The 24854-nt window shown below is 53.2% G+C and carries 24 protein-coding genes; 7 read left to right on the top strand and 17 right to left on the bottom strand.

What is annotated here, in order from left to right; translation table 11 throughout:
- Positions 1-9: 9 nt before the first annotated feature.
- The 5 genes from G549_RS22080 to G549_RS0117380 all read right to left on the bottom strand — a co-directional run bounded on the left by G549_RS22080 (position 10) and on the right by G549_RS0117380 (position 6424).
- Positions 10-597 (bottom strand): DUF4167 domain-containing protein, encoded by a 588-nt coding sequence (locus G549_RS22080; protein WP_084634247.1) that lies wholly within the window; start codon positions 595-597, stop codon positions 10-12.
- 285 nt (positions 598-882) lie between these two features.
- A complete protein-coding gene (gene prmC, locus G549_RS20920; protein ID WP_084634246.1) occupies positions 883-1758 on the bottom strand; it encodes a peptide chain release factor N(5)-glutamine methyltransferase in 876 nt (291 codons plus the stop codon).
- Positions 1742-2821: a peptide chain release factor 1 gene (prfA, locus tag G549_RS0117390; protein ID WP_027836090.1), complete on the bottom strand. Its 1080-nt coding sequence runs from the start codon at positions 2819-2821 to the stop codon at positions 1742-1744. Before prfA ends, prmC begins: the two co-directional genes overlap by 17 nt.
- An 18-nt stretch (positions 2822-2839) precedes the next feature.
- On the bottom strand, positions 2840-5104 hold the full coding sequence (gene ptsP / locus G549_RS0117385; RefSeq protein WP_027836089.1) for a phosphoenolpyruvate--protein phosphotransferase: 2265 nt from the start codon (positions 5102-5104) through the stop codon (positions 2840-2842).
- A gap of 48 nt (positions 5105-5152) precedes the next feature.
- Positions 5153-6424 carry an aspartate kinase gene (locus G549_RS0117380; RefSeq protein ID WP_027836088.1) on the bottom strand — a complete coding sequence of 424 codons (1272 nt, stop codon included), beginning with the start codon at positions 6422-6424 and terminating at the stop codon, positions 5153-5155.
- A gap of 276 nt (positions 6425-6700) precedes the next feature.
- Here G549_RS0117380 and ubiG point away from each other — a divergent pair, with 276 nt between their 5' ends.
- On the top strand, positions 6701-7441 hold the full coding sequence (ubiG, locus tag G549_RS0117370) for a bifunctional 2-polyprenyl-6-hydroxyphenol methylase/3-demethylubiquinol 3-O-methyltransferase UbiG (RefSeq protein ID WP_027836087.1): 741 nt from the start codon (positions 6701-6703) through the stop codon (positions 7439-7441).
- 517 nt (positions 7442-7958) lie between these two features.
- Entirely contained in the window at positions 7959-8189 is a 231-nt protein-coding gene (locus tag G549_RS0117365) for a class I SAM-dependent methyltransferase (protein ID WP_027836086.1), read from the top strand.
- A gap of 195 nt (positions 8190-8384) precedes the next feature.
- On the opposite strand, the gene G549_RS0117360 is transcribed toward G549_RS0117365, so the two are convergent.
- Entirely contained in the window at positions 8385-9116 is a 732-nt protein-coding gene (locus G549_RS0117360) for a hypothetical protein (RefSeq protein WP_027836085.1), read from the bottom strand.
- Positions 9117-9125: 9 nt separating this feature from the next.
- Positions 9126-9587, bottom strand: a complete 462-nt coding sequence (locus G549_RS0117355; protein ID WP_027836084.1) for a hypothetical protein — start codon at positions 9585-9587, stop codon at positions 9126-9128.
- 814 nt (positions 9588-10401) lie between these two features.
- Here G549_RS0117355 and G549_RS20915 point away from each other — a divergent pair.
- Positions 10402-12105 carry a methyl-accepting chemotaxis protein gene (locus tag G549_RS20915; RefSeq protein ID WP_051214075.1) on the top strand — a complete coding sequence of 568 codons (1704 nt, stop codon included), beginning with the start codon at positions 10402-10404 and terminating at the stop codon, positions 12103-12105.
- An 82-nt stretch (positions 12106-12187) separates the two neighbouring features.
- Here G549_RS20915 and G549_RS0117340 read toward each other — a convergent pair whose 3' ends face one another.
- Positions 12188-12880: a CBS domain-containing protein gene (locus G549_RS0117340; RefSeq protein WP_027836082.1), complete on the bottom strand. Its 693-nt coding sequence runs from the start codon at positions 12878-12880 to the stop codon at positions 12188-12190.
- Positions 12881-13226: 346 nt separating this feature from the next.
- On the opposite strand from G549_RS0117340, the gene G549_RS0117335 reads away from it, so the two are divergent.
- The gene (locus tag G549_RS0117335) at positions 13227-14480 is read left to right on the top strand and encodes an MFS transporter (RefSeq protein WP_027836081.1); all 1254 of its coding nucleotides are present in this window, start codon (positions 13227-13229) and stop codon (positions 14478-14480) included.
- Between the two features lie 357 nt (positions 14481-14837).
- Here G549_RS0117335 and G549_RS0117325 read toward each other — a convergent pair whose 3' ends face one another.
- The 4 genes from G549_RS0117325 to G549_RS20910 are packed head-to-tail and all read right to left on the bottom strand — an operon-like array spanning position 14838 to position 17259.
- A complete protein-coding gene (locus tag G549_RS0117325) occupies positions 14838-15287 on the bottom strand; it encodes a DUF1178 family protein (protein ID WP_027836080.1) in 450 nt (149 codons plus the stop codon).
- Between the two features lie 34 nt (positions 15288-15321).
- Positions 15322-16155 carry a carbon-nitrogen hydrolase family protein gene (locus G549_RS0117320; protein WP_036223424.1) on the bottom strand — a complete coding sequence of 278 codons (834 nt, stop codon included), beginning with the start codon at positions 16153-16155 and terminating at the stop codon, positions 15322-15324.
- Positions 16156-16169: 14 nt separating this feature from the next.
- Positions 16170-16439: a glutaredoxin 3 gene (gene grxC, locus G549_RS0117315; protein ID WP_027836078.1), complete on the bottom strand. Its 270-nt coding sequence runs from the start codon at positions 16437-16439 to the stop codon at positions 16170-16172.
- A 31-nt stretch (positions 16440-16470) separates the two neighbouring features.
- Complete coding sequence (locus tag G549_RS20910; protein ID WP_084634245.1) at positions 16471-17259, bottom strand: ComF family protein; 789 nt, start codon at positions 17257-17259, stop codon at positions 16471-16473.
- 13 nt (positions 17260-17272) lie between these two features.
- Between G549_RS20910 and G549_RS0117305 the strand changes: the two genes are divergently transcribed.
- Positions 17273-18169 (top strand): methyltransferase domain-containing protein, encoded by an 897-nt coding sequence (locus tag G549_RS0117305; RefSeq protein ID WP_027836077.1) that lies wholly within the window; start codon positions 17273-17275, stop codon positions 18167-18169.
- Here the strand turns inward: G549_RS0117305 and G549_RS21725 are convergent.
- The 4 genes from G549_RS21725 to G549_RS20905 are packed head-to-tail and all read right to left on the bottom strand — an operon-like array spanning position 18166 to position 20892.
- Positions 18166-18342 (bottom strand): Flp family type IVb pilin, encoded by a 177-nt coding sequence (locus G549_RS21725; protein ID WP_084634244.1) that lies wholly within the window; start codon positions 18340-18342, stop codon positions 18166-18168. The two genes, G549_RS0117305 and G549_RS21725, sit on opposite strands and share 4 nt — an antisense overlap.
- Before the next feature lie 17 nt (positions 18343-18359).
- Positions 18360-18770, bottom strand: coding sequence for a (deoxy)nucleoside triphosphate pyrophosphohydrolase (locus G549_RS0117295; protein ID WP_027836076.1), 411 nt, complete (start codon positions 18768-18770; stop codon positions 18360-18362).
- An 18-nt stretch (positions 18771-18788) separates the two neighbouring features.
- A complete protein-coding gene (gene argJ / locus G549_RS0117290; protein ID WP_027836075.1) occupies positions 18789-20018 on the bottom strand; it encodes a bifunctional glutamate N-acetyltransferase/amino-acid acetyltransferase ArgJ in 1230 nt (409 codons plus the stop codon).
- A gap of 10 nt (positions 20019-20028) precedes the next feature.
- Complete coding sequence (locus G549_RS20905; RefSeq protein ID WP_162889109.1) at positions 20029-20892, bottom strand: peptidylprolyl isomerase; 864 nt, start codon at positions 20890-20892, stop codon at positions 20029-20031.
- Positions 20893-21128: 236 nt separating this feature from the next.
- On the opposite strand from G549_RS20905, the gene secA reads away from it, so the two are divergent.
- Together secA and G549_RS0117275 are read left to right on the top strand one after the other, a co-directional pair.
- Positions 21129-23786, top strand: a complete 2658-nt coding sequence (gene secA, locus G549_RS0117280; protein WP_027836074.1) for a preprotein translocase subunit SecA — start codon at positions 21129-21131, stop codon at positions 23784-23786.
- A 72-nt stretch (positions 23787-23858) separates the two neighbouring features.
- Entirely contained in the window at positions 23859-24554 is a 696-nt protein-coding gene (locus G549_RS0117275) for a class I SAM-dependent methyltransferase (protein WP_027836073.1), read from the top strand.
- On the opposite strand, the gene G549_RS20900 is transcribed toward G549_RS0117275, so the two are convergent.
- The gene (locus G549_RS20900) at positions 24555-24791 is read right to left on the bottom strand and encodes a VOC family protein (RefSeq protein WP_036223421.1); all 237 of its coding nucleotides are present in this window, start codon (positions 24789-24791) and stop codon (positions 24555-24557) included.
- Positions 24792-24854 lie beyond the last annotated feature (63 nt).

Genomic DNA, 24854 nt, shown 5'->3' with positions numbered 1-24854 from the left:
TCCTTTGAATTATTCTGCTGCAGCGGCTTTTTTAGCAGGAACTTCCTGCGCCACATCATCGTCAGATCCCAGCTTGGGCTGCGGTGCATCGGCCAAATCAGAATCGCCAGTCGGCTTGCGACGTGGACGACGCGCACGCGGTGCGCGCTTTGGCTTTTCTTGCGCCATCTCATCATTTGCTGGCGACTCCGACGCATTGTCGTCGTTTTGCTCAGTTTCTGATGTGGGCGTTTCTTTCTCCGCCGTCATTTCAGCTGACTTATCGTCATCGGCTTGATCATCATCGTCGCGCCCTTGGCCACGATCTTGATCATCCCGCTCACGACGTTGCTCTTGCCGTGCCTGATTCTGCGCTTGCGCGGCAGAAATGATGCGGAAATAGTGCTCGGCGTGCTGAAAATAGTTTTCGGCCATGACTGAATCGCCAGAGGCCTGTGCGTCGCGCGCAAGCTGCACATATTTCTCAGCAATGTGAGACGCGTTGCCTCGCACCTTCATATCAGGTCCGTTGCTCTCATAATTGCGAGAAAGTGGATTGACGTTTTTCCGACCGTTACCACGGCCGCGTGAACGTTTATTCTGTTGTCCAGGTCTCATACGATGACTTCAAACTTTTCTTACATTTGCGCCGAAAAGAACGCACCAAACCGTAACTATCACATTGCCCCCAAAACGTGTGGTTTGGATGTGACTTGTTGTTGGTCGCTATATGCCGGCTGTCCAGCTTGCTGGGGGGCAAAATCACCCTAGATGTACAGGTAAAATTTTGCGGTCAATGAATGAACATCAATCCCAACTAGCACTGGCAACCTATATGCTTCGGAAAAATTTTCCAAGTGAAAAATTTTAACTCAGGCCATTCCTATGGGCATTTGCCCAGTTTCACCAAGAAATCTGGGCAACTCTATTGTGCCCAGAAAGATCTTTGAAAAAGGTTACTTGCGTCGCCCCAGCATTTTCCGCCGCATTTTGCAGCCGGGTAGTCTGCTGAAAACCAATTTCAAACAATATGATTCCATCGGGCTGCAACCAGTTTTGTGCGGCGGCCAAAATCTCAAAATAAGCCGCCATCCCCTCATGCGCGGCGAACAGCGCGGCCTCTGGATCGAAATCCAAGGCCTCCTGATTCATATCTGCACGCTCGCTTTGCGCAATATAGGGCGGATTAGAAACGATCAAATCAAATCGCTGATCAGTTGGGACAGGGTCAAACCAACTGCCACACTTGAGGTCTAGACGCCCATCAACGCCATGCGCGGTGGCATTTTGTGCCGCCATCTCCAACGCGCCCGCAGCAATATCCGTCGCCAAACCGGAAACATCGGGGCGCTCCGCCAAGATACTCACGGCGATGCACCCCGTGCCGGTGCCCAAATCGACAAATCGCCCGCCTGAAGGTAGCGATTTGATCGCATGCTCCACCAGCAGCTCCGTTTCGGGCCGTGGCACCAACGTGTCTTTATTGACGCCAAATGGACGCCCATAAAACTCGGCCCGCCCCAAAATGCGCGCCACCGGTTCACGCGCCAAGCGGCGTTCGCCAAATTGCGCCATGCGCGCGACGATCTCAGATGGCACAAGATCACGTTCTTTAGAGATCAATTGAGCTTGCTCGACGCCCGCGGCGGCACACAACAACAGCCGGGCATCCAATGCAGCGGTTTCAATGCGGTTTTCGGCAAATTTTTGTCGCCAATATTGGCGCAATTGCCCAAATCGCATGCCGTCAGAATGCGGCTGATTAGCTATTGTCGTCATCCATCGCTGACAATTGTGCCGCCTGATTCTCAGTGATCAGGGCATCAATCATCTCGTCCAGCGCCTCACCTGCGATCAATTTATCCAGCTTATAAAGCGTGAGATTGATCCGGTGATCTGACACCCGACCTTGCGGGAAATTGTAAGTTCTAATCCGTTCTGAACGGTCACCGGACCCCACTTGGTCGCGCCGCGCTTCAGCCCGCGCGCTGTCGCGCTCTTGCTGCTGCATATCATAAAGCCGCGCGCGCAAAACCTTCATCGCGTTGGCGCGGTTTTGGTGCTGCGACTTTTCCGATGAAATCACCACAACCCCTGTAGGAATGTGGGTGATGCGCACCGCACTATCGGTGGTGTTCACGTGCTGACCACCCGCGCCAGAGGCCCGCATAGTATCAATGCGCAAATCCTCATTGCGGATATCAATGTCGATATCTTCCACCTCAGGCAACACAGCTACGGTGGCGGCGGACGTGTGAATACGACCGCCCGATTCAGTTTCCGGCACCCGCTGCACCCGGTGCACACCGGATTCAAATTTCAGGCGGGCATAAACGCCGTTGCCCTTAATGCTAGCGACAATTTCCTTATAGCCACCCATATCGCCTTCGCTTTCCTCAAGGATCTGGACTTTCCAGCCATTGAGTTCAGCGTGGCGCTGATACATGCGGAACAAATCCCCCGCGAACAACGCAGCCTCATCGCCGCCCGTGCCCGCGCGCACTTCCAGAATCGCTGATTTGTCGTCAGCCGCATCTTTGGGCAACAACATCAGGCGGATTTCTTGTGTTAGCGATTCGATCTTTTCTTTCAGCTCATCGCGCTCAAGTTCAGCCATTTCGGCCATTTCCTTGTCGCCCGACGCCAAAATCTCATTAACCCCTTCAAGATCAGACTGCGCAGATTTGAATTCACGAATCTTATCAACATAGGGCTGCAGATCCGAATATTCCTTGGACAGCTTCACATAGGTTTCCGGGTCGGGATGGGCCGCCATCTCGCCTTCAACCGTTTCAAAGCGGTGCAACAAAGCATCCAATTTTTCTGCAGGTAGTTTCGCCATAACAGCTCAGACTTTCACTTATAGAGGTAGATGTTGGCGGTCCGCCAAATCATAAATCAAATCGCGAATGACAAGCGGCTCGCCGCCCTCATCCAACGCGGCGCATATTTGCCCGCGAAAGGCTTGAAGATCAAGAGACAAGACAAGTTCTTTGATCTGGCCAACCGAGGACGCTGCCATGCTCAATCGATCAATGCCGATGGCCATCAGGGCCAGCGCTTCAATCGGGCGTCCGGCCAACTCACCACACATGGTCAGCGGCACATTATATTTTTTCGCTGCATCTGCAATATGTTTAAATGCGCGCAGACGCGGAATGGCAATCGGATCATAGCGCCGCACCACACGGGAATTGGCCCGATCCGACGCGGTAAGGAACTGCACCAGATCGTTGGACCCGATGGAGACAAAATCCGTCATCGGCAACAAATGATCCAATTCAAACAATAGTGACGGCACCTCAATCATTGCGCCCAAGCGCAATTTCGAAGGCCGCTCAAAGCCTGCATTGTCCAACCGCTTCAATTCCACATCGAGCACCTTGCGTGCTTCGCGGAATTCTTCAGCGTCAGTGACCATGGGCACCAAAATATCCAACTCGCGGCCGTTCGCCGCCTGCAAAAGGGCGCGAATTTGTGTGCGGATCAGCCCGGGCCGATCCAGCGCCAAACGCAGTGAGCGCCAGCCCATCGCTGGGTTTTCTTCCGCTTCAGCCCGCAAATAAGGCACCACCTTGTCGCCGCCAATATCGAGCAAACGGAATACGATGGGGCGATCGCCAACCAGTTCCATTGCTTCGCGATAAAGCTCGACCTGTTCCGCCAACCGCGGCAGCTTCGAGGCGATCATAAATTGCAATTCGGTCCGAAACAGGCCAATGCCTGCCGCGCCCGTATCCTCAATCGCGGGCAAATCAGCAATCAACCCGGAATTGTGCAGCAAAGTGATCTCGGCCCCATCACGCGTGATCGCAGGCTTGTCACGTAATGCAGCAAAGCGCTCCTGCCGCTTGGCACTCATGCGCACTTTGTCGGCATAAGTTGCGGCCACATCAACCGATGGGCGCAAATGCACAACGCCTTGCTGGCAATCCAGAATAATATCGTCGCCAGTCTCGCACATGGCGGCGATATTCTCGACCTGTCCGCAAACGCTGAGCCCCAGCGAACGTGCCACAATGGAGACGTGGGCGGTCATCCCGCCCTCTTCAAGCACCACGCCGCGCAGCTTGCGCCGATCATATTCCAGCAATTCAGCCGGGCCCATATTCCGCGCCACCAAAATGGTGTTGTCCGGCAGTTCATGGCCGAACACTTTGGTACCGCCGGTCAAAACCCTGAGCAATCGGTTGGCCAAATCATCAAGATCATGCAGGCGATCACGAATATAAGGATCGGTTTGCCGCATCATGCGCGCGCGGGTGTCATTTTGCACCCGTTCAACAGCCGCTTCCGCCGTCAGGCCCGCGCCCACCGCCTCGCGCAGCCGCCGCACCCAGCCCCGGTCATGGGCGAACATGCGGTAGCTTTCCAAAATCTCACGATGCTCGGAACGCGCCTGCATATCACCGCGATTGAACATGTCGTCAATCGTCACCCGCATGGTGCGGATCGCGGATTCGAGGCGCTCTTTTTCCTGGTCCACATCCTCGGCAACAAAGTTCATCACCACAACCCGAGGGTCATGCACAAACACTTTGCCCAGCGCGATGCCATCGGAATAACCAGCCGCCTCAAGGCTGCGCGGCCGCCGCAATTCAATCTCGGACCCTGGTGTGATCAGGCTGTCAAACTCGGTGGTCGAGACCATTTCAGCCAACAAGGTGGCCGTGGTCATCAACGCTTCGGTTTCATCTTCCCGATAAAGCCGGCTTTCAACCGACTGAACGTCCAACACCCCAAGGGTTTGCCCCGCACGCAGCACTGGCACCCCCAAAAAGGATTGGTAAGGATCTTCACCGGTTTCCGGGCGATAGGCAAAGGCCGGATGTTTGGGCGCATCAGCCAGATTGAGCGACATGGCTTCTGACGCGATAAGGCCCACAAGGCCCTCGCCCAACCGCAAGCTGGTTTTGTGCACCGCTTCGCGCTTCAAACCATGGGTGGCAAAAAGCTCCAAGGCACCATCATCGCGCAAGACATAGAACGAGCACACATCGGCCCGCATACTGTCCGCGATCAATTCAACGATCTTATCCAGCCGCTCCTGAATGCCCAATGACTCTGCCATTGTTTCGCGCAACCTGCGCAGCAATTCACGTGGGCCAGCTATTGTGTGTGCCATCCGCCCCTCAGCCCGCCGTAGCGGGCTGCCTTATTGGGCCAAATCGGCTTATGCCTCTGCTATATCCAGGCCATAATAGGTGTGGAGTGCCCGCACCGCCAATTCGGCATATTCCTCCTCGATCAACACACTGGTCTTGATCTCAGATGTCGTAATCAATTGTATATTAATACCCTTATCAGATAGGGCGCGGAACATGGACGCCGCAACGCCCGCGTGAGACCGCATCCCCACCCCAATAACCGAAATTTTGGCCCCGCCTTTGGAGCCGGAAATCGAATCAAATTCTAAACTTGTTTCCCCCGCTTCTTTAAGCACCGTCAGGGCCTTGTCAAATTCAGCGTCCGGAATTGTAAAGGTGATGTCGGTGGATTTGCCGTCATCAGAAATGTTTTGCACAATCATATCCACAACGATTTGCGCATCGGCCAACGGGCCGAATACGGCGGCCGCCACGCCCGGATTGTCTTTCACGCCGCGCAATGTGATTTTCGCCTCTGATTTGGCGCAGGTCACACCGGAAACAATTTGCTTTTCCATAATCTCATCCTCATCACACACCAATGTGCCTGGACCTTGCCAGTCGCCATTCTCACCCAAGGCCGGAACCTGATCGGGGTCATCAAAACTTGAGCGCACCACAAGGCGCACTTTTTTCGCCATTGCCAATTCAACTGAACGGGTTTGTAGCACTTTTGCCCCAAGCGAGGCCATTTCCAGCATCTCTTCAAAGCTGATCCGCTCAATCCGCTGTGCTTTCGACACAATGCGCGGGTCAGTCGTATATACCCCGTCCACATCTGTATAAATATCACACCGATCAGCGTCCACCGCTGCGGCAACTGCCACCGCGCTTGTGTCCGACCCGCCGCGGCCAAGCGTGGTGATCCGCCCATGCGGCGACACGCCCTGAAACCCGGTGACCACACAAACGAGCCCCGCATTCATCCGATCAAACAGCAAATCCGGATCAATATTGGTGATCCGCGCCGACCCATGGGCATCGCTGGTTTCAATCGGCACCTGCCACCCGGCAAAAGATCGCGCAGGCACGCCCATCTCTTGCAACACAACCGACATCAACCCGGCCGACACTTGCTCACCTGAAGCCACGATCGCATCATATTCACGCGCATCATGCACCGGCGCCGCTTCGCGTGCCAAAGCCACCAACTCATTGGTCTTGCCAGACATGGCAGACACCACAACACACACCTTGTGGCCCGCGTCCACTTCACGTTTCACATGCCGAGCCGCATGTCTAATCCGCTCAATGTCGGCCACCGAGGTGCCGCCAAATTTCATTACAATTGTCGCCATGGCGCGCTTTCCTAGTATTATTCTGCCCGATTGGCGTTAAAATGCCTCGGGTTGGGCCGCGAGTTGTTGGCCCCGCGCCGACAATGCCCGCGCGCGTCAATTGCCACAAACTGGCGTTTTGATCAACTAAAACGGCGTCAAATTCGCGATTTGCGCGCATTTCGCGCCATTTGTCATATTGACAGCTGCACAAATGTGCCTGATTGATCCGAAAGTGTTCGGTGCGCCGTTTCCAAGGCGAGCCTGAATTGATTAAAGCGTGCAAAGGACAGGAAAATGGCCCAAACAACCATCCACCAAGATGAAGTTGAACGGTTCAACGCCATGGCCGATGAGTGGTGGGACCCCAAAGGCAAATTCAAGCCCTTGCACAAATTCAACCCCGTGCGCCTGAGCTATATCCGCGAACAGGTGATCAACCATTTTGGGCTGGATCAAACCGCGCGTGAGCCATTCAAAGGCCTGCGCTTTCTCGATATTGGCTGCGGCGGCGGGTTGCTGTGCGAACCCATGAAACGCTTGGGTGCTGATGTGGTGGGCGCCGATGCGGGCGAAAAGAACATCAAAATCGCACAAGTCCATGCGGAACGTTCACAACTCGACATTGATTACCGCGCGACCACATCAGAAGCCCTGGCCGAGGCGGGTGAGCAATTCGACGTGGTGCTCAATATGGAAGTCGTCGAGCATGTGGCCGACATCAATCTCTACCTCACCAGCTGCGCCCAACTGGTCAAGCCCGGCGGGCTGATGTTTGTCGCCACCATCAACCGCACCTTCAAAGCCTACGCCCTCGCCATTATCGGCGCGGAACACATTCTGCGCTGGCTGCCCAAAGGCACCCACTCCTACGACATGCTGGTGACCCCGGAAGAAATCACCTCCACCCTCAAACGCAACGGCATGCAGATCAAAGATCGCCTCGGCGTGAGCTATCACCCGCTTGAAGATAGCTGGAAAAAATCAAAAGATCTGAGCGTCAATTATATGATGCTGGCGGAGAAGGTGAAGGGGTAGGCATTTAGCGGACGAGTCCAGCGGCGGTTGTGCGGACAAATGCCAAATGGCGCCACTTTGGGAAAAGCTTAACCAACGAAAGATTGGCGCAAGCTCTGGAGCAAATCTATTTCGCAAACTGCTGCGATTATACAACGCCCAAAAATCTATATTCAAAACTTTGTTAGAATGGTAGTTACATAGACATTCTCTTTGCGCAAATATCGAGGACGCCTGTATTTGATGCGTTTGGAGGGAATTATTATGTATCGAAGCGGATCTAATTCCATTTATTTAACATATTGTTTGAAATAATTAAGAGCAAACTTGGGAATTTTAGTCGAGGAAAAATGCGAGATCCATTGCCAGATCCATTGAATGTATTTCTTGATTTCTTAAAAGACCGCATTCCCAAAAAGATATATTATGCAGTTATAACAGTAGTTTTGATAATCACCCTTGTATATGTATATTTTTATTTAAGTACATATGGGGTTTTTCAAGTGAACCCATAATTGCATGTCATACCTAGTAAGGTGTGGCCCTCGCTATTATCGGCGCGGAACACATCTTGCGCTGGCTGCCCAAAGGCACCCACTCCTACGACATGCTGGTGACCCAGGAAGAAATCACCTCCAACCTCAAGCGCAACGGCATGCAGATCAAAGATCGCCTCGGCGTGAGCTATCACCCGCTTGAAGATAGCTGGAAAAAATCAAAAGATATGAGCGTCAATTATATGATGCTGGCGGAGAAGGTGAAGGGGTAGGCATTGACGGGACGAGTCCTGCGGCGGTTGTGCGGACCAAGCGGCAACCAACTATTTGTTTGATATTGCCAAGGGGCAAAAAATCACATGCGAAAAAGTGGATTCCGATAAATTCGGACGTACCGTTGCCCGATGCTTTTTATCAGATGGTCGAGAGATCAACCGCATGATGATTGAGAGCAGAGCAGTGCTTCTTTAGCTATCCGAATCGAGATTGATGTTGGCGCCAGCCTCTTTCACGCGATCATCAGAAAACTTGTCCACCCCTTCTTGTTGTCGTTGCTCAATCTGCGATGAAATCTTGAGAAGTGCGGTCATCCATTTCCCTGAATGAAATGCCATTACATCGCTAAATTCCCATCTTGAGTATTCATTTGAATAGTCCTCCACCATCGAGAGCTTTAAGGCCAGTTTTTCATTAGCCCAAAATTCAACTTCTCCAAATTTGTATGCGCTATCGGGAGCGGAGGAGTATCCTTGGTCATGAATTACACAACAGTATTTTGATCCTTCAAAAGTAAAAGAGATCGTGTCCGTATTGATGTTTCCAGACTCGCCTTCGGATTTAGTGCGTGACGCAGACACATTCTTAGCGTCGAAGTGTACATATTTTTGAAAGTCATCCATTTTCACCCAAGACGACCAGTGCATTATATGATCGACTAATTGGCGTACTAAGGCATAGGCAAGGCGACCATCTCTTACGATCTTTCGGGCGGCCTCCAGCTTTTCTTGAGCCTCCAATAATTCTGCATCTGGCTCGGTTTTTTCTAGGTTTAGCGCTTCTTGCTCGTAATTACGCAATTCGGTTGCGATTATTTCTGCCGAATCCATCATCCTCTCAGATGCTGATTTTTCTGGCATTGGGGTTACTTTAGTTGTGATGATTTCTGGCTCAGCGCTTTTATTTTTTCGCTTCCAAAACATTTTGTCCCTTTAAGTATCTTTGGGGGTATTTACGGAATATGTAATTTCCCATTCGCGTTTGATAGCTTCTGCAGTTGGATCGTAAGAGTCAGATGGTGTTAGTTCCTCTAAGAGAGCTTTGTTCTTCTTGTGATGTTGCCACCAAGCAAAAACTATTAGCCCTATTGAAAATGCGTATCCAACAAAGGTGTGGAAATATCCATTTCCTAAGTAATAATAATATGCCAATGCAATCGCAAAAGCAGTGGCCGCTATAGCACCGTAGAAGGAGCTATTTCTCTTAAGTTCAATCAGATCAAACTCAAGCGAGTTGATATAACTTTGAACATCTCCGGGTAAACTATCGGGATCGGTAGCGGGGTGTTTTTCCTGCATACGAAATCCATCGAGTTGACGTTTTTGGTTTTCTGTCAAATTACCCTTGTATTTCTTGGAACGATACCAAGGCAGTTTTTCAATCTCTTTTGGCACGCACGCTTCCCTGATTGTTCCCCTGATTTATGGTTTTGATATTACTCAAGTTGTCTAACTTTGGAAGCGACCAAATCCGATAATGTCCAAAACGGGCTCAAAGCAGATCACTAAAGTCGTTTCACAACATGCCTGATTGGGCGAAGCGCGCACCAATTACCTTATCGTCATTACCGGACTTGATCCGGTAATCCATTTGAGTTGCCCGCTTGCTGATAAATGTAGTTCTTTCCGCTTGCGCTTCAGAATTTTGAGATCGCAATTGGATTGCAAGATCAAGTCTTGCAATGACGGCTGGGTTTATGGCGATCATCGAGCAAAACACCGACCTAGCAATTGGTGCCAGCTCAGGGCCGGGATGGCCCCATCCATTGAAAGCCTTTCATCGCCTCCCCCGCCGTCACCCTCGGGCTTGACCCGAGGGTCCAGGCAGCGCAGGCAACAGCACGCTCACCCACGCAGGTCACATTATGCGCCGTTCATCTTGTTGCGCATGGTGCGAACCCACCCAGCCCCGGGGGAAACCCAGCTGCTACATGGATTACCGGGTCATGCCCGGTAAGGACGGGAGGGTGTGCGGTCGCCCTATCTCAATACTTTGACACAGCGCGGCGGCACTATGCCCAGCATCCCGTGCCCAAAAGTCCCGGTTTTAACGAAGAGGCTTGCAATTCCCCGCCGGCACGCAGCGCCATCTCAAATGCGCGGCAAAATATCCAAAATGGTTAAAATTTAACAAGTTTTTCAGCGGCTGAAACAAGACTTGTTAACAATATCAACCTAAAATTGTCATCAAATTAAAGAAGAGGTTGTGATGTTTGGGCATCTTTTTGGACAGGCAAAGTCCGTCGACGCAAATGAAGCGCGGTCAATTATTGACGCCATTTCGAGATCGCAAGCCATGATCGAATTTGATCTTGAGGGCACTATTCTATCGGCAAACTCAAACTTCCTGGCAACGCTGAAATATGAGTTGGACGAAATCGTCGGCCAACACCATCGCATCTTTGTTGAACCCGAATATGCGGCCGGTGAGCATTATGCAAAATTCTGGGCCCGATTGGCGAAGGGTGAGTTCTTTGCTGATCAGTACAAGCGCATTGACAAAAATGGCGACGAGGTCTGGATCCAAGCCTCCTACAACCCGATTTTCGATGCCAACGGCAAACCGATAAAGGTGGTCAAATTCGCCACCGACATTACCGAGCAAAAACTGCATGCCGCAGATACGAACGGCCAAATCACCGCGATTGGACGCTCGCAAGCCGTTATCGAATTTGACCTGGACGGCACCATACTGCACGCAAATCAGAATTTTCTTGATGCTCTTGGCTATCAGCTCGATGAAGTGGTCGGTCAGCATCATCGTATTTTTGTGAAGCCGGAAGAAGCGGCCAGCAGCGATTACAAAGAGTTTTGGGCGCGCCTGGCACGGGGCGAATTTGACTCGGCAGAATATGAGCGGGTGAGAAAAGACGGAGACTCCATCTGGATTCAAGCGTCCTATAACCCAATCCTGGATGCGGACGGGCGCCCTTTTAAAGTGGTGAAATACGCCACCGATGTCACAGGACGGAAAAAGGCGGTCGTTGCACTCGGCCACGCGCTAGAGCGCATGAGTGAAGGCAATTTGTCCCAAAAAATCGACATCCCCTTCGAAGGGGAGTTGGACGAGGTTCGCCAAGCCATCAATAAAACTATGGACCGGTTCAAGTCGATTGTGCAGCGCCTAAGAGAAACCTCCATGTCGTTGCGCGCAGCAACCACTGAAATTTTGGCCGGGGCAAATGATCTGAGTGATCGCACAGCAAAAGAGGCGGCAGCTGTTGAAGAGACATCCGCCTCTGTCGAAGGCATTTCAGCGGGTGTGAGCGACACGCAAAAAAAGGCATCCGAAGCCGCCAATGCAACCACGCAGGTCTCGCGCGACGCCACTGCGGTTGGTGAAGTCATGGGCAATGCCAATCGCGCCATGGAAGGCATTGCGGCATCAGCGACGGAAATCTCAAACATCATAACGGTTATCGACAACATCGCGTTTCAAACCAACTTGCTTGCCTTGAATGCGTCGGTGGAGGCAGCACGCGCCGGAGAAGCGGGCAAAGGCTTTGCCGTCGTTGCGGTGGAAGTCCGCCGTCTCGCCCAATCCGCGGCAGAATCCTCACGCGAAATCAAAGAGCTGATTGAAAAATCAACTCAGGAAGTGGTGCAGGGCACCAAGCTGGTGGCCGACGCCAGCGGCCAGGTCGGGCAGATCGTAGAAAAAATCTCCTACAGCAGCGCCTTGGTTGAAGAGATCTCTGTTGCCATGACGGAACAAGCCTCAATACTCTCTGAAGTTGGTCTTGCCGTGCGGCAAATTGATGAAATGGCGCAACAGAATGCTGCCCTTGTTGAAGAAACAAATGCGGCAATTGAGCAGTGTGAAAGTCAGGCGCACAATCTCGACAACATCGTCGACACCTTCAAAATCGAACAGGTCGCGACCAATAATGCCTATGTAACGGCGGCCGCTTAATTGTGCGCTTTGGTATCGGCCGGAATTCAAAACTGCCATTGATCCCGGCTCAAGGCCGGGATCGAGACGTGCTGCCCAAGCTCTAAATCGCCCAGGCATAGCCGGGCAAGCGGCCCAAATTGAAGTTGACCTTGCTCACGCCATCGATGCCTTCCAAGGCGATTTTCATGGCATTTTCTTCTTCATTGGAAGCGGCAACACCCCAAATTTCCACTTCATCACCATCAATAATCACATTGAGGTGGCTGACGTTTAAATTGGGCACGGCAGACAAGGCTTCCAGTATGATGTCGCGCTTTTCCACATCGGTCGAGACCGATTTAAGGGATCGGGCCGGCACCGCCGCCAAAGCATGCATCAGGTTGGCGCGACTGACGATGCCCTGCAACTTGTTGTCTTGCACCACCGGCACGCGCTTGATGTGGTTTTTGGCAAGGATGCGCGCCACTTCACCCACCTGCATTTCCGGATCAACGCAAATGACGTTTTTCGTCATCACGTCCTTCGCATAGCGACCGCGCAACGCCACAAACTCTTTCACCGAGTCATCCGTGTTGGCAAAAAACCGCAACCACCAAGACTTTTTGTGGTCACTCGCGCCCTCAACACGCCGCAGCAAATCGCCCTCACTGACGATGCCCAGCACCGTCCCTTCAGCGTCAACAACTGGCAGGGCACTGACATGGTGCTCGATCATCAAATGGGATACCTCTTCCACTGTCGTGGTCGGCTCCACCGTAATCACCTTAGGTGTCATAATATCGTGTGCTTGCATCGTCTTCGTCCCTTCTCAATCCTCGGTTTGCGATATTGAAATAAACTCTCAAAAATTTGCGCAAGGCCCTGATTGACTCAGACTTAAGAAAAGGCGGTGCGACAAAGAGACAACAGCAAAGCCGTCCAAGATGAAATGACGAACGTCCTCTGACATTGCCTCACCTTAGCAATAGCAGCTTCGCCCGTACCGCTCTTTGACCTGTATCAACATAAATCGATGACCCAAGCTCTCGTCCGGTCAGCACGGCACCAACGTTAAGCGCCCCGCCCCAACGAAAATCGAATGCGGCAAATCGCAAATCGTGTTAGCCTGATCACACCAAATAGTGTGCGGACGCGACCACATGAAACAGCTTTATCTCGGCATTTTGCCGCTACTCGTCGGTATCTTTTTTATCATGCTTGGCAATGGCATGCAGTTCACGCTTGTGGGTGTGCGCGGCGACATTGAAGGCTTTTCCGCCAGTGCGCTGGCCGTAGTCACATCTGCTTATTTCGGCGGCTTTTTATTGGGCGCACGGTCGGCGCCAATCATGATCCGGCGCGTGGGCCATGTGCGTGCTTTTGCGGCGGTGGGTAGCTTTATGTCTGCAGGCCTTATCGCTTTAACGCTGGTGGTCGAGCCTTGGGCGTGGATCGTCCTGCGCGTCTTGATCGGGTTTTGCATGGCGGGCATCTATGTGACCGCGGAAAGCTGGCTCAATGCCGAAGCCACCAACCAGAACCGTGGTCAAATTCTTTCAATCTATATGATTGCCCAAACGCTCGGCGTTATCGGCGCCCAGGGGTTGCTTGCCCTCGGCGATGCAGCAACCGCGTCGCTTTTTATCGTCGCCTCTATTTTGGTGTCGATTTCATTTGGGCCTATCCTCTTGTCAGTCTCGCCCACACCCGCAGCTGAAATGTCGCGCCCCATGCCATTGATTGAGCTGTTTCGCGGGTCGCCGCTCGGCACCGTCGGCATTTTCTTTCTCGGCACTATTTACGCGACGCAAGCTGGCATGAGCCCGGTCTATGGCGCGCGCATTGGTCTTTCGCCGCCCCAGGTGGCGCTGCTTATGGCCATGCTGTTTACCGGCCCCTTACTGATGCAGGTGCCCATTGGCTGGATCTCCGACCGGGTCGACCGGCGCTATGTCATTTTCGCCACCTCCGGCCTCGGGGCAATCTTCTGCCTGATTGGCGCCAGCATCGGCGACAACCAACCCGCGCTTCTGGCCATCGCCTTCCTCTCAGGCGGGGTGACCATGCCCCTCTATGCGCTGCTGCTCGCCTATGTAAACGATGCGCTGCCAACCGAAGATATGCCCGCGGCCTCGGGCGGCCTAGCCCTCACATTTGGCCTTGGCGCGATCCTCGGCCCGCTGGCGGCAGGTACCGTGATGCAGATGTTTGGCTCCCATATGTTCTGGATCATGCTCGCCACCACCTGCCTATTCATCACCTTATTCGCGCTCTATCGGATGACCCAGCGCCCGATCACCCCACCAAGCGAGACAGAAAGCTATCTCGGCGTCGTCCCCTCGGCCTCTCCAATTGCTGTTGAGGCCGCCGGACAATGGGCGACGGAGCAAGCCAATGAGGAAAATGCAGAGTAGGTATGGGTTTGGGGGCACCAGGCCGGATGATGGTCGAGCGGTGTATCACTTGGCGCGGGGTGGTAAGTTAGTTTTGTCTCACGGCTATTCGTTGCTGCGCATCGGCCTGCGACGGCGCGAAACCTGAAGGTTTCGGGGTCCTCGCTATGCTCGTCCACTCTTTTCCCTCACTTGCACTGCGTTTGTGAGGGGCACCAATTGGCGGGGATGCCGGGGTAGTGAGCGAAGCGAACGACGGCGGCGCGCAAAATCCCGGGGGTGCCGGGGACGGGAGCAAAGCGACCGGTGGCGGCGCGTAAAAAATACCGGGGTGCCGTAAAGCAAGCGCAGCAACCAAAACTGCCGCACAGCTAAAACCTAATTATGCTCTTCGGGCAGGCGAGGCAGCGGCATAAAGTCAATCTCATCTTCAATCAATGAGGTAACTTCTTCGGCTGTGGCTTCGCCATAGATACCGCGCTTTTGCTCGGCATCGTCAGCCATTTTGCGGGCCTCTTCGGCAAACCGATCGCCCACATATTCCGCCTCGCTCTCCACTTTGGAGCGCAAACGGCGCAAGGCTTCGCGCACTTCTTGCTGCTCAGGATGGCCAGCAGACAACGCCATGGTCTTTTGTGGTGCGGCTTCAGCTTTTTGATTGGACTTTTTGCCCACGGCGGGTGCCATCAGCGCTTTATTGACTGTGCGGGTGCCACACAAAGGGCATTCCAAAACGCCTTTTTCAGACTGCACATCATAGGCGCTGGCATTTTTAAACCACGCTTCAAATTTATGATCATTCTCGCAGATGAGCGAATACTGAATCACGAAGTTCACCTTTTAACTTAACGATACATCTCGATTATGACATGTGTCGGTTAACGCTTAACGAAAATTCACGCCGGTTGGCAAATGTCGGCAACCGCATTCGGGCCTCCTTTATAAGGCTTAAATCGAGCGGCGCAATAATCAAACCGGGCTCATCGTCCGCTTTTTCGGCCAAAATGCGCCCCCACGGGTCAATAATGAGCGAATGACCATAGGTATTGCGGCCATTTTCATGCGCGCCACCTTGCGCCGCCGCCACCACAAAGCTGCCCGTTTCAATCGCCCGCGCCCGCAACAAGGCGTGCCAATGGGCTTCACCCGTTGGCACCGTGAACGCCGCAGGCACCGCCATCACATTGGCTTCCGCCTCGCGCAATGCCGCATAAAGATGGGCAAACCGCATGTCATAGCAAATAGAAAAACCAAGGTTCAGCGCCCCAACAGGACACACAACCGCCCGCTCGCCCGGCCGATAATTGTCGCTCTCGCGATAGGGATCGTCCCCTTCCACGTCCGCGTCAAACAAATGGATTTTTTCGTAAGTCTCTAACAGATCACCATTGGGCGAAAACAGATAGGCGCGGTTGTAAAGCCGACCATCACCGGCGGGCACCGCCATCGAGCCCACATGCAAAAACAGCGCATTGTTACGCGCAATATCTGCCAATCCGCCAAGGGTGCGCTCGACATTCTCGTCCGTGGCCCAATCATCAAGCTGCGCACGCCGCTCGGCAAACATCACCGACATTTCCGGGGTTTGCAAATAGCTCACCCCTTGCGAGGCAGCAGCCTGCGCCGCCTGCGCAATGGCGTCAATATTGTCATCAGCCTGCATGGAACTGCGCATTTGCAGTGCGGCAATTTTCATTGGTTTCACCTCATTTAGGAGGCGGCACGCCCTTCAAGCATCGGGTCAAGCTTGCCTGCACGATCCATCGCGGCAAGCTCATCAAATCCGCCCACATGAAAATCATCGATAAAGATTTGCGGCACCGTTTGTTTGCCATTGGCACGCGCAATCATTTTTTCCCGCTCTTGCGGGTGGCCCACCACAGTAATCTCGGTGAAGGCAACTTCTTTTTTGTTCAGCAACGCCTTTGCGGCCAAGCAATAGGGGCAAGTTGGCGTTGTATAAAGCTCAATCTTCGGCATATTTCACTTCTCATACTCTTCGTTTGCGCCATCAGGGTTGGGAGGTAACCCGCGCAAAGCAAATAACATCAACTTGAGTGATATAATGCGAACGAAGCAATTTGGCTAGGGCTGTGATTGTGGCCCCGGTCGTCATCACATCGTCCACCAATATGATCCGCCGCCCCAAACGCCGCTCCAGCGCCATTTCATTGACCGCAAACGCGCCACGCACATTTTGCGCCCGCGCCCTGGCCGACAACCCCACCTGTTGTTGGGTCGATCTAATACGCCGCACCAGTTCAAAATCCACCGGCAGCCCCGTCTCTCGCGCCAATGCGCGGGCCAGCAACCCGGATTGATTGTAGCGGCGCGACAAGTGCCGCCGCCAATGCAAGGGCACCGGCACAATCACCCCGTCGCCCGCCCAGAATTCGGGTGCCGCATGCGCCATCATCCGGGCACAAAACCGCGCCATATCGTGGCGATCACGATATTTCAAATGATGAACAATTTCCCGCGCTTTATCGTTAAACCGCACCGCATAGCGCGCCCGATCAAAAGCTGGCGGCTGCGCCAACGCCTCAGCGCTTTTGGCGTCGCGCCCCAAATCCATGGCAAAGGGCAAGCCCATCACGGGGCAAATCGGCGCAGTGATCGGCGACAATTGCGCCCAACAGGGCGCACACAGATGCTGATGGTCAGAAATTGCCGCATCGCAGGCTAGACACACCGGGGGAAAAACCCTATCCAACACCCCAAGCGACAATGCTTTGAATGTCCGCACTACCCGCGCATTTGTAGCGTTTGCGATGCCTTTACCGGTCCAACGCCCTGACATGAAAGGTCTTTCAATGGCACAAAAAAATCAGGTTAAAAAATTGTTTGATCGGGAGCTTATTGCAAAACGATTGCAAAAGGCCAGCATTTTCCAAACCGCCTCAGGGCCAGACAATTTTATCGCCGATCTAATGATCAATGATCTGAAAGATCGTTTGAGCACCATCACCCGGAAATTTGAGAAAGCGCTATTACTGGCCCCACACCCCGACTTTTTTGCGCAAAACATCAAATCAGCAGAAGGGCCAATCAATTTCGAGTATGGCCTCACTCTGCCGTCCGACGCAAAAGGCGACGTTCCTTTTTACGATCCCGCGCGCCTTGATTTGCCTCATAATGATTATGATCTAATCGTGTCGCTGGCGGATCTACATATGATGGATGATGTGCCGGGCTTTTTCGTCCAGGCGCAGCGCTATTTGCGCCCCGATGGGCTTTGTGTTGTGGCCGCGCTTGGCGGCGACAGTCTCACCGAATTGCGCCAAGCATGGCTCAACGCTGATGTCGCCCATTCAGGCGGCGCCTATGCCCGCGTCGCGCCCTTTATCGACATTCGTGATGGCGGCGCTTTGTTGCAACGGGGCGGATTTGCCCTCCCCGTAACAGATTTGGAACATCATGTGGTGCGCTATGGGCATCCCATCGCCCTGATGGAAGAGCTGCGCCAGTTCGGGGCATCAAACCCACTGCTCGAACGGCCACAAAACTTTGTCAGCCGCGGCCTTTTGACCAAGGTGGTTGAATTTTATGCGGATCAGTTCACCGATGAAGATGGCCGCTGTCGCGCGACCCTTGATCTGCTGTGGTTGATGGGATGGACGCCGCACGAAAGTCAGCAAAAACCGCTGCGCCCGGGCAGCGCCACCAAAAGCCTAAAGGATGTGTTGGGCGATAAGTCGGGTGAGAACTAGCTCGGCATCGCATTGGTGAAGGCGGTGGCAACCGCGTCAAAAACAAGGCCCAAATTGCCCGAAAGGGCCATAACGCCGCCCAAAATTGCCACTGAAGCAAGGGTGCCAATCAATGCATATTCAATTGCTGTAGCGCCGCTTTCATCGACCCAAAATCGCTTTAGAATAGCCATATCCGCCCCTTTGTGCCCTATAAAAGATCGCACAAATGGGCGATCAATGGTTCATCCGCCGGGGGCATATCATAGTCACGCAGCTTTTGCGGGCGCACCCATTTCAACGCTTGATGTTCAAGCGCTTGCGGGGTGCCTTGCCACTTCCGACAAACGTAAAGTGGCATGAGAAGGTGAAAACTTTCATAAGAAAAGGAAGCGAAGGTCAACGGCGCCAGGCACGCCTCTTGCGTTTCAACAGCCAGCTCCTCACGCAATTCGCGAATGAGCGCCTCTTCCGGGCTTTCGTCCTTTTCCAGCTTGCCGCCAGGAAACTCCCAAAGCCCGCCCATATTTTTATCTTCTGGGCGCTGGGCAATGAGCACCCGTCGATCTGCATCGATCAAGGCACAGGCCACCACAACCAAAAGCGGTTTGTCAGTGCTCATTCATCTATCCTTTGTCGCTTAGCTGCGGTAATCGCCATTGATGGTGATATATCCGTGCGTCAGATCACAGGTGTAGATGGTGGCGGCGCCATCGCCTAGCCCCAGATCAACACCAATCTCGATCTGATCATTTTTCATGTAGGCTGCCGCATCTTCTTCCCGATAATGGGGGGAGCGCTGGCCTTGGTCGGTCAGCAAAAGATCGCCAAATCGAATTTGTAGCTTGTCGCGGTCCGCTGGCTCACCAGCCTTGCCCACGGCCATCACCACCCGTCCCCAATTGGCGTCTTCCCCCGCCACAGCGGTTTTCACCAGGGGCGAATTGGCAATTGAGCGGGCGATCACATCGGCGCTTTGATCAGATGTTGCGCCCTCAACCTTCACAATGATCAGCTTTTGCGCCCCTTCCCCGTCGCACACAATCTGCAACGCCAAATCATGCAGAACAGCACGCAACGCTTCAGCAAAAAGCGCACAGCGCGGGTCATCCAATTTGGTGATCGGGTCAATGTCAGCTTTGCCCGTGGCAAAAACCAAACAGCAATCTGATGTAGAGGTGTCGCTATCGACAGTGATGGCATTGAAACTGGCGCGGTTGGCAGGCTTAAGCAGCGCGTCCAGAATATCGGCCGCGATCGGCGCATCTGTAAAGACATAGGCCAGCATCGTCGCCATATTCGGCGCAATCATGCCTGACCCTTTGGCGATGCCTGAGATATTGATCTCCACCCCATCCAAATCCAACGTCGCCCCGGCGCCCTTGGCATAGGTGTCTGTCGTGCGGATGGCGTTTGCGGCGGCTTCATATCCACCCCGTTTTGCGTCATCCAATTGAGCCAGCGCATCCATCATGGGTTGCGGATCAAGTGGCTCGCCAATCACCCCGGTTGACGACACAAAGATTTCTTGCGGGGTACAGCCAATAAAGGCCGCAGCGGCTTGCGCTGTCTGCTCGACCGTTTGCGCCCCCACCTTGCCAACAAAGGCATTGGCGTTGCCCGCATTGACCATCAGGCCCCGGGCAACGCCATTGTCGATATAGGCTTTGCACCAATCAATGGGTGCAGACGCACATTTAGACGTGGTGAACACCCCGGCCACGCTCGTGCCTTCGCAAAATCTAGCCAGCAACAAATTATCACGGCCCTTATAGCCGCCAGCAATTGATGTGGTGAAAATATCCACCCCATCAATGTCGTTGAGTTCAGCAAATTGCGCGGGCGCCAATGGCGAGATGTCCAACTCCATCAAGGCTGTCCTATTCTACGATTTCGACGGTGATGTTTTCTTTATTGTCCGCCACGATTTTTTCGAATTTCTTCGCCAAAACTCGCTGACGCACTTGTTGCTCAACCTGTGCCAATGCAGGCGGCTCAGCAGCCTTGCGGTCTTCCAGCTTGATCACGTGCCAGCCAAACTGTGATTGCACGGGCGCAGAAACATCGCCAACTTGCAACGCATTTGCGGCTTCATAAAACTCAGGCACCATGTCGCCCTGTTTGAAATAACCAAGGTCGCCGCCTTGTGCACCACTCGGGCCAGTGGATTTTTCTTTTGCTGTTTCCGCAAAGTCAGCGCCGCCATTGATCTCTTCAACCAATGCTTGCGCTTCTTCTTCAGTTTCCACCAAAATATGACGCGCGCGCAGCTCTTCCTGACCTTCAAAATCTTTGAAGATGGCATCATATTCAGCCTTCACCTCTTCATCGGTGATCGACTTGGCCACAACCTCTTCCAAATAGGCCCGGCGCAATGCCCGGTCTTCAAGATAGGCTTTGCGGCGTTCAAACACTTCGCTCTCCGCCATGCCTTCATCCCGCGCCACTTGCGCCATCACTTTCATATCCACCAGCATTTGAATGACAAACTGCCGACGCTGTTGCGGTGGGATCTGTGCAATATCTTGGCCCAAATCTTCAATGGCATAAATAAGGTCAAGCTCAGTGATGGCTGAATCGCCAACCTTAGCCACCACTTTGTCCGGATCAAATTGAGGCGCTTGCTGCTGAGTGGCGTCCTGCGCCAGCGCACCAGAGACCGCAAAAACCGAACCAACGGCAACAACCCCTCCCAAGACAAGCGCTGAGGTAAAGTTTTTCAGTTGGTAAAGCATTCCGGTCATAAGACGTTCCTTTTCTTTGTGTGGCTGGCCATTTTTGCGGCCAGATACAATTAGCTGTGAGGTTTGCGTGATTTGTGAAGCGTTGACAAGACACTTTGCCAGCACTACATCTCCCAACGCTGCTTTTTTAGTGGCCAAATGTGGCATTTGATCGTGTCACATTTAAAAAACGAACACATTCCTGTCGCCTTAAGGGCCTAAAACCCGATTTTGAGGCATCAATAAGGACATCTGTCATGGCATTAGCTGCACTGGCTAAAAAAATCTTTGGTTCCGCAAATGATCGTCAGGTCAAGAAATATCAGCCACTGGTTGATGCGATCAACGCGATGGAGCCGGAAATCGCAGCGCTGAGCGACGATGAACTGCGCGCGAAAACGGAACAATTCAAGCAAGAATATAAAGACGGCAAGACGCTAAAGGATCTTTTGGTCCCGGCCTTCGCGGTTGTACGCGAAGGGGCCAAGCGCGCCCTCGGTCAGCGCCACTATGATGTGCAGCTGATTGGCGGCATGGTGCTCAACGACAATGCAATCGCTGAAATGCGCACTGGTGAGGGTAAAACCCTGGTGGCAACATTGGCGGTATATCTCAATGCCATCGCCGAAAAAGGCGTGCACGTTGTAACCGTGAACGATTATCTGGCCAAGCGTGATGCCGAATGGATGAACCAGGTCTACAGCTTTTTGGGCCTGACCACCGGCGTCATCATCCATGGCATTTCAGAAGATCAACGTCGCGCGGCCTATCAAGCGGACGTAACCTACGGCACCAACAACGAATTCGGCTTCGACTATTTGCGCGACAATATGAAATACTCGCGCGAGCAAATGGTGCAACGCGGCCATAATTTTGCGATCGTCGATGAGGTGGACAGCATCTTGATCGATGAGGCGCGGACGCCCTTGATCATTTCGGGCCCGTCCGAAGACCGCTCCGACCTCTATGTCAAAATCAACGCCCTGATCCCCTTGGTGGAAGAAGGCGATTATGAGCTTGACGAAAAGCAACGCTCCGCCACCTTCACCGACCAAGGCATTGAAAAACTGGAAGAGGTGCTGCGTAAGGAGGAGCTGATCAAAGGCGAAGGCCTTTATGACGTTGAGAACGTCTCAGTGGTGCACCATTTGAATGCTGCGTTGCGCGCCCACAAACTCTTCACCCGCGACAAAGACTATATTGTGCGCAACAATGAAGTGGTGATCGTGGACGAGTTTACCGGCCGCATGATGCCGGGCCGTCGGTTCTCCGAAGGTTTGCACCAAGCATTGGAAGCCAAAGAAGGCGCTGAAATTCAGCCTGAAAACCAAACGCTGGCCTCCATCACATTCCAAAACTATTTCCGGCTTTACGACAAGCTGGCTGGCATGACCGGCACCGCCTCCACCGAGGCCGAAGAATTTGCCGACATTTATAAGCTCAATGTGGTGACTGTACCCACCAACCGGCCAACTGCACGGATTGATGAGGAAGACGAAGTCTACCGCACCCAAGAAGAAAAATACGAAGCCATCGCCAAAGAAGTGGCAGCGTGCCAGCCCAAGGGCCAGCCTGTTTTGGTGGGCACCACCTCGATTGAAAAATCTGAGCAATTGGCCAAGATGCTGGAAAAAGAAGGCGTGAAAGACGTTAAAGTTTTGAACGCGCGCCAGCATGAGCAAGAAGCGCACATCATCGCCAATGCCGGCATGCCCGGCGCCGTGACCATCGCCACCAACATGGCAGGCCGTGGTACCGACATTCAGCTCGGCGGCAATTTGGAAATGCGCGTTGATCTTGAATGTGATGGCCTTGAAGGCGAAGAGCGCGAGAAAAAGATCGAAGCGATCAAAGCCGAGATTGAAGAAAACAAGCAAAAGTCCCTCGCCGCTGGCGGGCTTTATGTGGTGGGCACCGAGCGCCATGAATCACGCCGGATCGACAACCAGTTGCGTGGCCGTTCTGGCCGTCAGGGCGATCCGGGCCGTTCGAAATTCTACTTGTCATTGCAAGATGATTTGATGCGGATCTTTGCGCCCGAGCGCATGGAATCCATGCTGACCAAATTGGGCCTTGAAGATGGCGAAGCCATTTCTCACCCATGGGTCTCCAGTGCGCTTGAACGCTCACAATCCAAAGTGGAAGCGCGCAACTTCGACATTCGGAAAAACATCCTCAAATATGATGATGTGATGAATGATCAGCGTAAGGTGATCTTTGAACAGCGCCTTGAATTGATGGATGATGACAATGTCAGCGAAACCATCACCGAAATGCGTCACGATGTGGTGGAAGACATTATCCAGCGCTTTGTGCCTGAACGGGCCTATCCTGAGCAATGGAACACTGAAGGCCTGAACGAAGCGGCCAAAACATACCTCAATATTGAGGTTCATACGGACAAATGGGCGGAAGAAGAAGGCATCGACGTTGCCGAAGTCACCGAGCGCCTCACCAAAGTTGCCGATGAAGCCGCCGCCGCAAAAGCAGCGCAATACACACCAGACGTTATGCGCCAGATTGAAAAGCAGTTCTTGCTGCAATCATTGGACGGCCTGTGGCGCGAACACCTTGTGACCCTCGACCATTTGTCCAAAGTGGTGGGTTGGCGCGCGATTGCCCAGCGCGATCCGCTGAACGAATATAAGCAAGAAGCCTATGAATTGTTCCAAGGCCTGTTGGACCGCTTGCGCGAATTGGTGATCACCCAGATCAGCCATGTGCAAATCGAAATGCGGCCACCAGAGCCCGAAATGCCACAAATGCAAGAAAGCCATATCAACCCGCAAACCGGCAGAAACGAAGTGGGTGAAGATAGCGATCTCAACATGGAGAATTGGGGCAAAGTGCGCCGCAACGATCCATGCCCTTGTGGTTCAGGCAAAAAATACAAGCATTGCCACGGCGCTTACTAGTCGCCAAGCAAGGCAGAATAATTTCAAAAGGCGCTTTATCCAAAGCGCCTTTTTTGTCTCTAGGGGAACCAAATGACCGCCACAGATTTCGACAAGCTCGCAAAGATTTACGACGCCGAAAAGACAAGCCCGTGGAACGATCTTTACGAACGCCCCAACTCTATAGAGCTGATGGGCGATGTGAAGGGCTTAACGGTGCTGGACGCGGGCTGTGGTGGTGGCAAGCATTGTGCCGACCTGTTGGCCAAAGGCGCAAACGTGCATGGCTTTGACATGAGCGAAAATATGCTCGCTTTTGCCAAAGAGGCGCTTGGCGATCGGGTCAGCCTTAAAAAAGCGAACCTGGCAGAACCCCTGCCTTATCAAGACACGCAATTTGACCGCATTCTATGTGCGCTGGCCCTGCACTATGTGGAACATTGGCAAACACCGCTCAGTGAGTTTTATCGATTGCTCAAGCCCGGTGGCGAAGTGGTGATCTCCACCCACCATCCTTTTATGGATCATGAATTGGCCGGGGGCGAAAACTATTTCGCCCATACGCTGATTGAAGATAGCTGGGACAAGCCGGATGGCACCCTTTATGTGCGCTATTGGCGGCGCCCCCTCACCCAAATGGTCGAGGAGATCAAAGTCGCTGGGTTGCAGATCGATAGGATCAAGGAACCCATGCCGCTGCCAGAAACCGAGGCGCAATTTCCTAACGCTTACAAAAAGCTCACCACCCAACCGCGCTTTATTTTTCTGGTGCTGGAAAAGCCGAACTAGCTAGCGCGCCGCATCTGCCACCGCTTCCAAATCCGCCACAATGATTTTGCGCATTTTGAACTTGGCCTCTGTGGCCGCTTTTGCCACTTGCGGATCTGACATGAAGGGCAGATGCGCCCCTTTGGGTGTTGGTTCTGCGGGATGCAGCATTTCTGCACGCTCAAAGATGGAGCAATAAAAGCGCGCGGCCTCTTCCGCATTGTTGTCAAACCAAAGACAGGGGGTTGGCGTGGGCATTGGCGTTTTCCTCAAAAGCGATGTGCAATGATAGGCAAGAAGCGCCACATTGCAAATATCTGC

The sequence above is a fragment of the Maritalea myrionectae DSM 19524 genome (assembly GCF_000423365.1).
Classification (GTDB): Bacteria; Pseudomonadota; Alphaproteobacteria; order Rhizobiales; family Devosiaceae; genus Maritalea; species Maritalea myrionectae.
This window is presented reverse-complemented; position numbering and strand designations above follow the sequence as displayed.

Coding starts and splice junctions, on each gene's coding strand:
- ubiG (WP_027836087.1), top strand. CDS start 6,701: ATGGCCCAAACAACCATCCACCAAGATGAAGTTGAACGGTTCAACGCC.
- G549_RS0117295 (WP_027836076.1), bottom strand. CDS start 18,770: ATGAGCACTGACAAACCGCTTTTGGTTGTGGTGGCCTGTGCCTTGATC.
- ptsP (WP_027836089.1), bottom strand. CDS start 5,104: ATGGCACACACAATAGCTGGCCCACGTGAATTGCTGCGCAGGTTGCGC.
- G549_RS0117340 (WP_027836082.1), bottom strand. CDS start 12,880: ATGCAAGCACACGATATTATGACACCTAAGGTGATTACGGTGGAGCCG.
- G549_RS0117275 (WP_027836073.1), top strand. CDS start 23,859: ATGACCGCCACAGATTTCGACAAGCTCGCAAAGATTTACGACGCCGAA.
- G549_RS0117305 (WP_027836077.1), top strand. CDS start 17,273: ATGGCACAAAAAAATCAGGTTAAAAAATTGTTTGATCGGGAGCTTATT.
- prmC (WP_084634246.1), bottom strand. CDS start 1,758: ATGACGACAATAGCTAATCAGCCGCATTCTGACGGCATGCGATTTGGG.
- secA (WP_027836074.1), top strand. CDS start 21,129: ATGGCATTAGCTGCACTGGCTAAAAAAATCTTTGGTTCCGCAAATGAT.
- G549_RS20900 (WP_036223421.1), bottom strand. CDS start 24,791: ATGCCCACGCCAACCCCCTGTCTTTGGTTTGACAACAATGCGGAAGAG.
- G549_RS20915 (WP_051214075.1), top strand. CDS start 10,402: ATGTTTGGGCATCTTTTTGGACAGGCAAAGTCCGTCGACGCAAATGAA.
- G549_RS0117360 (WP_027836085.1), bottom strand. CDS start 9,116: ATGTTTTGGAAGCGAAAAAATAAAAGCGCTGAGCCAGAAATCATCACA.
- G549_RS21725 (WP_084634244.1), bottom strand. CDS start 18,342: ATGGCTATTCTAAAGCGATTTTGGGTCGATGAAAGCGGCGCTACAGCA.
- grxC (WP_027836078.1), bottom strand. CDS start 16,439: ATGCCGAAGATTGAGCTTTATACAACGCCAACTTGCCCCTATTGCTTG.
- G549_RS0117320 (WP_036223424.1), bottom strand. CDS start 16,155: ATGAAAATTGCCGCACTGCAAATGCGCAGTTCCATGCAGGCTGATGAC.
- G549_RS20910 (WP_084634245.1), bottom strand. CDS start 17,259: ATGTCAGGGCGTTGGACCGGTAAAGGCATCGCAAACGCTACAAATGCG.
- prfA (WP_027836090.1), bottom strand. CDS start 2,821: ATGGCGAAACTACCTGCAGAAAAATTGGATGCTTTGTTGCACCGCTTT.
- G549_RS0117380 (WP_027836088.1), bottom strand. CDS start 6,424: ATGGCGACAATTGTAATGAAATTTGGCGGCACCTCGGTGGCCGACATT.
- G549_RS0117335 (WP_027836081.1), top strand. CDS start 13,227: ATGAAACAGCTTTATCTCGGCATTTTGCCGCTACTCGTCGGTATCTTT.
- G549_RS20905 (WP_162889109.1), bottom strand. CDS start 20,892: ATGACCGGAATGCTTTACCAACTGAAAAACTTTACCTCAGCGCTTGTC.
- argJ (WP_027836075.1), bottom strand. CDS start 20,018: ATGGAGTTGGACATCTCGCCATTGGCGCCCGCGCAATTTGCTGAACTC.
- G549_RS22080 (WP_084634247.1), bottom strand. CDS start 597: ATGAGACCTGGACAACAGAATAAACGTTCACGCGGCCGTGGTAACGGT.